Annotated in this window: 5 protein-coding genes; all 5 read left to right on the top strand. The window is 67.8% G+C overall.

Features of this window, described 5'->3' with window-relative positions; all coding sequences use genetic code 11:
• Positions 1 to 1,968, top strand: a 1,968-nt coding sequence (gene infB, locus UK23_RS44860; protein WP_082115493.1) for a translation initiation factor IF-2, incomplete at its 5' end; no start/stop codon positions are given.
• A 71-nt stretch (positions 1,969 to 2,039) separates the two neighbouring features.
• Complete coding sequence (locus tag UK23_RS44855; RefSeq protein WP_045317949.1) at positions 2,040 to 2,336, top strand: DUF503 domain-containing protein; 297 nt, start codon at positions 2,040 to 2,042, stop codon at positions 2,334 to 2,336.
• A gap of 13 nt (positions 2,337 to 2,349) precedes the next feature.
• Positions 2,350 to 2,802 (top strand): 30S ribosome-binding factor RbfA, encoded by a 453-nt coding sequence (gene rbfA / locus UK23_RS44850; protein WP_045317948.1) that lies wholly within the window; start codon positions 2,350 to 2,352, stop codon positions 2,800 to 2,802.
• Between the two features lie 113 nt (positions 2,803 to 2,915).
• On the top strand, positions 2,916 to 3,902 hold the full coding sequence (locus UK23_RS44845) for a DHH family phosphoesterase (protein ID WP_045317947.1): 987 nt from the start codon (positions 2,916 to 2,918) through the stop codon (positions 3,900 to 3,902).
• Complete coding sequence (locus tag UK23_RS44840; protein WP_052685610.1) at positions 3,899 to 5,032, top strand: ROK family transcriptional regulator; 1,134 nt, start codon at positions 3,899 to 3,901, stop codon at positions 5,030 to 5,032. Before UK23_RS44845 ends, UK23_RS44840 begins: the two co-directional genes overlap by 4 nt.
• The last annotated feature ends 84 nt before the right edge of the window (positions 5,033 to 5,116 follow it).

Below are 5,116 nucleotides of genomic sequence, written 5' to 3'. Positions count from 1 at the left end.
TTCCGCGGTCGTCCCGGTGGCGGTGGCGGCGCTGGTCGTGGCGGTACCGCTGGTGCCTTCGGTCGTCCGGGTGGTCCGGCGCGTCGTGGACGCAAGTCCAAGCGGCAGAAGCGCCAGGAGTACATGGACAACATGCAGGCGCCTTCGGTCGGTGGCGTCCGCCTGCCCAAGGGGCAGGGCGAGACGATCCGCCTGCCGCGCGGTGCCTCGCTGACCGACTTCGCCGACAAGATCAACGCCAACCCGGCGTCGCTCGTGCAGGTGCTCTTCCACCTGGGCGAGATGGTCACGGCGACCCAGTCGGTGTCCGACGAGATCCTGGAGCTGCTCGGCTCCGAGATGAACTACGTCGTGCAGGTCGTGTCCCCCGAGGAGGAGGACCGCGAGCTGCTCGAGACGTTCGACATCACCTACGGCGAGGACGCCGGTGACGAGGACGACCTGCAGGTCCGCCCGCCGGTCGTGACCGTCATGGGTCACGTCGACCACGGTAAGACCCGCCTGCTCGACACCATCCGCAAGGCGAAGGTGCACGAGGGTGAAGCCGGTGGCATCACCCAGCACATCGGCGCCTACCAGGTGGAGACCGAGCTCGAGGGCAACCCGCGGCTCATCACCTTCATCGACACCCCGGGTCACGAGGCGTTCACCGCCATGCGTGCTCGTGGTGCGAACGCGACCGACATCGCGGTCATCGTCGTCGCCGCTGACGACGGCGTGATGCCGCAGACGGTCGAGGCGATCAACCACGCGCAGGCCGCTCAGGCGCCGATCGTGGTCGCGGTCAACAAGATCGACAAGGAAGGCGCCAACCCGGCCAAGATCCGTCAGCAGCTGACGGAGTACGGCCTGGTCGCCGAGGAGTACGGCGGCGACACGATGTTCGTCGACATCTCCGCGAAGCAGGGCATCAACATCGACAGCCTCCTCGAGGCCATCCTGTTGACGGCCGACGCTTCGCTGGACCTCCGGGCCAACCCGGCCATGGAGGCCCAGGGTGTCGCGATCGAGGCGCACCTCGACCGCGGTCGCGGTCCGGTCGCCACGGTGCTGGTCCAGCGAGGCACGCTCCGCGTCGGCGACTCGATCGTCGCGGGCGACGCCTACGGCCGCGTCCGCCGCATGGTGGACGAGCACGGCGACGACGTCCACGACGCGACCCCGTCGCGTCCGGTGCAGGTCATCGGCCTCACGTCGGTGCCGCGCGCTGGTGACTCGTTCCTCGTCGTCGACGAGGACCGCGTCGCTCGCCAGATCGCCGAGCGTCGTCAGGCCCGCACTCGCAACGCTGCCAACGCCGCGAAGCGCAAGCGCGTCAGCCTCGAGGACCTGGACGCCGCACTCAAGGAAACCAGCCAGCTCACCTTGATCATCAAGGGCGACAACTCGGGTACCGTCGAGGCCCTCGAGGACGCGCTCATGAAGATCGAGGTCGGCGACGACGTCGAGCTTCGCGTTGTCCACCGCGGTGTCGGTGGCATCACCGAAGGCGACATCAACCTCGCCGTGGCCTCCTCCGCCATCGTCCTGGGCTTCAACGTCCGGGCCGAGGGCAAGGCGACCGAGCTCGCGAACCGCGAGGGCATCGACGTCCGCTACTACACGGTCATCTACCAGGCGATCGACGAGATCGAGGCGGCCCTCAAGGGTCTCCTCAAGCCGGAGTACGAAGAGGTCCAGCTCGGCCGCGCCGAGATCCGCGACGTCTTCAAGTCCTCCAAGGTCGGCACGATCGCGGGTTGCATGGTCCTGTCGGGCGAGATTCGCCGCAACGCCAGGGCGCGCCTGCTCCGTGACGGCAAGGTGATCGCGGAGAACCTCCCGATCAGCTCGCTCAAGCGGTTCAAGGACGACGCCACCGAGGTTCGCGAAGGTTTCGAGTGTGGTCTCACGCTCGGCAACTACAGCGACCTCAAGCTCGAGGACATCATCGAGACCTACGAGATGCGCGAGAAGCCGCGCGCCTGAGCGGTCTAGGTGGGGGTGCGGAGCCATTTATCCGGTGGCTCCGCACCCTTTTCTTCTGGAGGATCTTTCCCATGTACGTGGGGGCTCTGGAACTGGACGTGCTCTTGGGCGACGTCCACTCGTTGAAGGAGAAGCGCTCGGTGGTCCGCCCGATCGTGGCGGAGCTGCGCAAGCGCTTCGAGGTAGCCGCTTCCGAGGCGGGTCATCAGGATCTGCATCGGCGCGCGTTGATCGGTGTCGCAGTCGTCGCTGGTGATGCCGCGCATGTCAGGGACGTTCTGGCCGGCTGTGAAAGGCTGGTCGCCGGACGTCCCGAACTTGAACTGCTCTCTGCCCGGACGCGTCTCGTCGGGCCGGAGGACGACTAGGAAGGGGAGGCTCGTGGCCGACACGGCACGTGCCCGCAAGCTCGCCAAGCGGATCTCGCAGATCGTGGCTTCTGCTCTCGAGCACGAGGTCAAGGATCCGCGGTTGGCCCGGGTCACGATCACCGACACCAAGGTGACCGGCGACCTGCACGACGCGACCGTCTACTACACGGTTCTCGGTGAGCGTCTGGACACCGAACCGGACTACGCCGGGGCCGCAGCGGCTCTGGAGAAGGCCAAGGGTGTCCTGCGGTCCATGGTCGGAGCTCAGACCGGCGTCCGGTTCACGCCGACGCTGACGTTCATGACCGACACCGTGCCGGACACGGCGCGGAAGATGGACGAGCTGCTGGCCAAGGCTCAGGCAGCCGACGCCGAGGTGGCCCGTCTGGCGGTGGGTGCTTCTCCGGCGGGAGAGGCCGACCCGTACAAGGCTCCTCGTGAGGACGACGAGGACGAGGACTGATCGTTTCCGCGGGGGACCTTTCGAGGTCCCCCGCGGGCGTTTATGGGATGGAAACTGTCTTGTCCGAGGGTGCCCTCCAGCACATTGAGACGGCCAGCAGCTAACGTCTCCCTGTGGCAGACGACCTGAGCACCAGCATTGCCGAGGCCGCGCGGTTACTGGCCGGCGCCCGTGATGTGACCCTTCTCAGTCACATCAACCCCGACGCGGACACGCTCGGGAGTGCTTTGGCGGTGGGGCTTGCGCTGCATCGGCGCGGGGTTGCGGTGCGCGTGGCGTTCGGTGAGCCCGAGGCTGTGCCGGAGTCCCTGAAGGCTTTGGACACGGCCGGGTTGCTGGTGCACCGGGATGAGGTGCCTGCTGCTCCCGAGTTTCTCGTCGTCATGGACACCGGCAGTGTGCAGCGGCTCGGGCCGTTGGGTGGGCGCGTTGCCGCGTGCACGGGGCCCGTCATCGTCATCGACCACCACGTTTCGAACACGCGGTACGGGACGTTGCACTGCATCGACGAGCACGCTGAGGCCACTGCGCTGATCGCGTTGAAGTTGCTCGACGAGATGGACGTGGTCGTCGACGAGCCCATTGCGCGGTGCATCTACGCCGGGCTCGTCACGGACACCGGGGGTTTTCGCAAGGCTGGGCCTGCGGCGCATGAGACAGCCGCTCGGTTGTTGCAGACAGGGGTCGACGCGTACAGCGTGACGCGGCCGTTGATGGACGCGCATCCGTTCGCGTACTTGGGGATGTTGTCGCGTGTGCTGGCTCGTGCGGAGCTGGATCAGCAGGCCGTTGGTGGGTTGGGGCTCGTGCATGCCGTGGTCGGGGTGGATGACGCGCGGGATGTGCGCAGCGAGGAGGTGGAGAGCGTGATCGATGTCGTGCGCTCTGCTTCCGAGGCCGAGGTCGCGGCTGTGCTGAAGGAGTTGCGCCCTGGGTTCTGGTCCGTGTCGCTGCGGGCCGTGGGCAGGGTGGACGTTCGTGAGGTGGCTCAGGTGCTCGGCGGGGGTGGGCATCGGCTGGCGGCCGGGTTCACGTTCGACGGGGCCGCGGAGCAGGTGGTCGCCGCGCTGAAGGGCGCGTTGGAGCGGGTGGAGTCATGACACGGACTGGAAGCCCGCGGCTGCTGCGGGAGATCAACGACCGGGCGGCCATCGAGACCCTGCTGGGCAGCGGGGCGATGACGCGCGCTGAGCTGGAGGAGGTCATCGGCCTTTCCAAGCCCGCGACTGCCCAGTTGCTGGCGCGGCTCGAAGAGGACGGCATGGTCGTCCGCACGGGGTTGCGTGGTGGTGGGCGTGGGCCGCGCGCGCAGATGTGGGCCGTCAACGGTGGTGTGGGTCATGTGGCGGCGGTGGCGTTGACGCCGGACCTGATCGACGTGGTCATCGCGGACATCACCGGCTCGTTGCTGTCCGAGCACAGCGCGCCGATGCCCAAGTCCGAGACGCTCGCCGCCTTCCGCGAGACGGTGCAGAAGGCGGCGGCCCTGGCCGGTCTGCGGCTGGATGCGTTGTCGCACGTCGTCGTCGGCACGCCCGGCGCTGTCGACCCGGCCACGGGTTGTCTGGGGTTCGCGCCGCATCTGCCGGGGCTGGTGGACGTCGACCTGCCCGCGACGTTGCGGGAACTGCTGGGGACGTCGGTCTCGATCGAGAACGACATCAACCTGGCGGCTCTGGAGGAGATGAGCTCCGGCAAGGCCGTGGGCGTCCGCAACTTCGTGCTCTTCTGGCCGGCCGACGAAATAGGGTCGGCGGTCGTCGTCAACGGCGTGCTGCTGCGCGGCGTCACAGGCGGCGCGGGCGAGATCGACTCGATGCAGGTTCCCGGCGGCCGCTACGGCGACCAGGTGGACAGCGACGCGATCGTGAACCTCGCTTCGTCGCACGGCATCGTCGCGTCCTCCGGTCTGGAGGCCGTCGCCCACGCCCTGACCGCGGGCACCGAAGGCCGCGCGTTCTTGTCAGACCTCGCTCGTAGGATCGCTTTGGGTCTGGCGAACGTCGTGTGCGTGCTCGATCCGGAACTGGTGCTCTTGTCGGGTGGAGTTGCCCAGGCCGGTGGCGAGACGTTGTGCGACCTGGTGTCGGTGGAACTGCTGAAGCTGGTGGTGCCGCGGACCCCGGTGCAGCTTGCCCAGATCACGGCTAATCCGGTGCGCTCGGGGGCCCTGCATTCGGCGTTGGCGGTGGCGCGGGAACGGGTGTTCGGCTTGCCTCAGCGTGGGTAGGGGGCGCTTGGTCGGGTGAACGTGGTCGGCTTGCGTTGAGCGAGTCCCGTTGCGTGCTTCCCCCTGGGGCTCTGCCCCAGAACC

The sequence above is a fragment of the Lentzea aerocolonigenes genome (assembly GCF_000955955.1).
Lineage (GTDB): Bacteria > Actinomycetota > Actinomycetes > Mycobacteriales > Pseudonocardiaceae > Lentzea > Lentzea aerocolonigenes_A.
The sequence above is the reverse complement of the archived record's forward strand: the minus strand, read 5'-3'. Positions and strand labels throughout refer to the sequence as shown.

Excerpts from the sequence above, each read along its gene's own strand:
- UK23_RS44855 (WP_045317949.1), top strand. The coding sequence starts at position 2,040 with ATGTACGTGGGGGCTCTGGAACTGGACGTGCTCTTGGGCGACGTCCAC.
- UK23_RS44840 (WP_052685610.1), top strand. The coding sequence starts at position 3,899 with ATGACACGGACTGGAAGCCCGCGGCTGCTGCGGGAGATCAACGACCGG.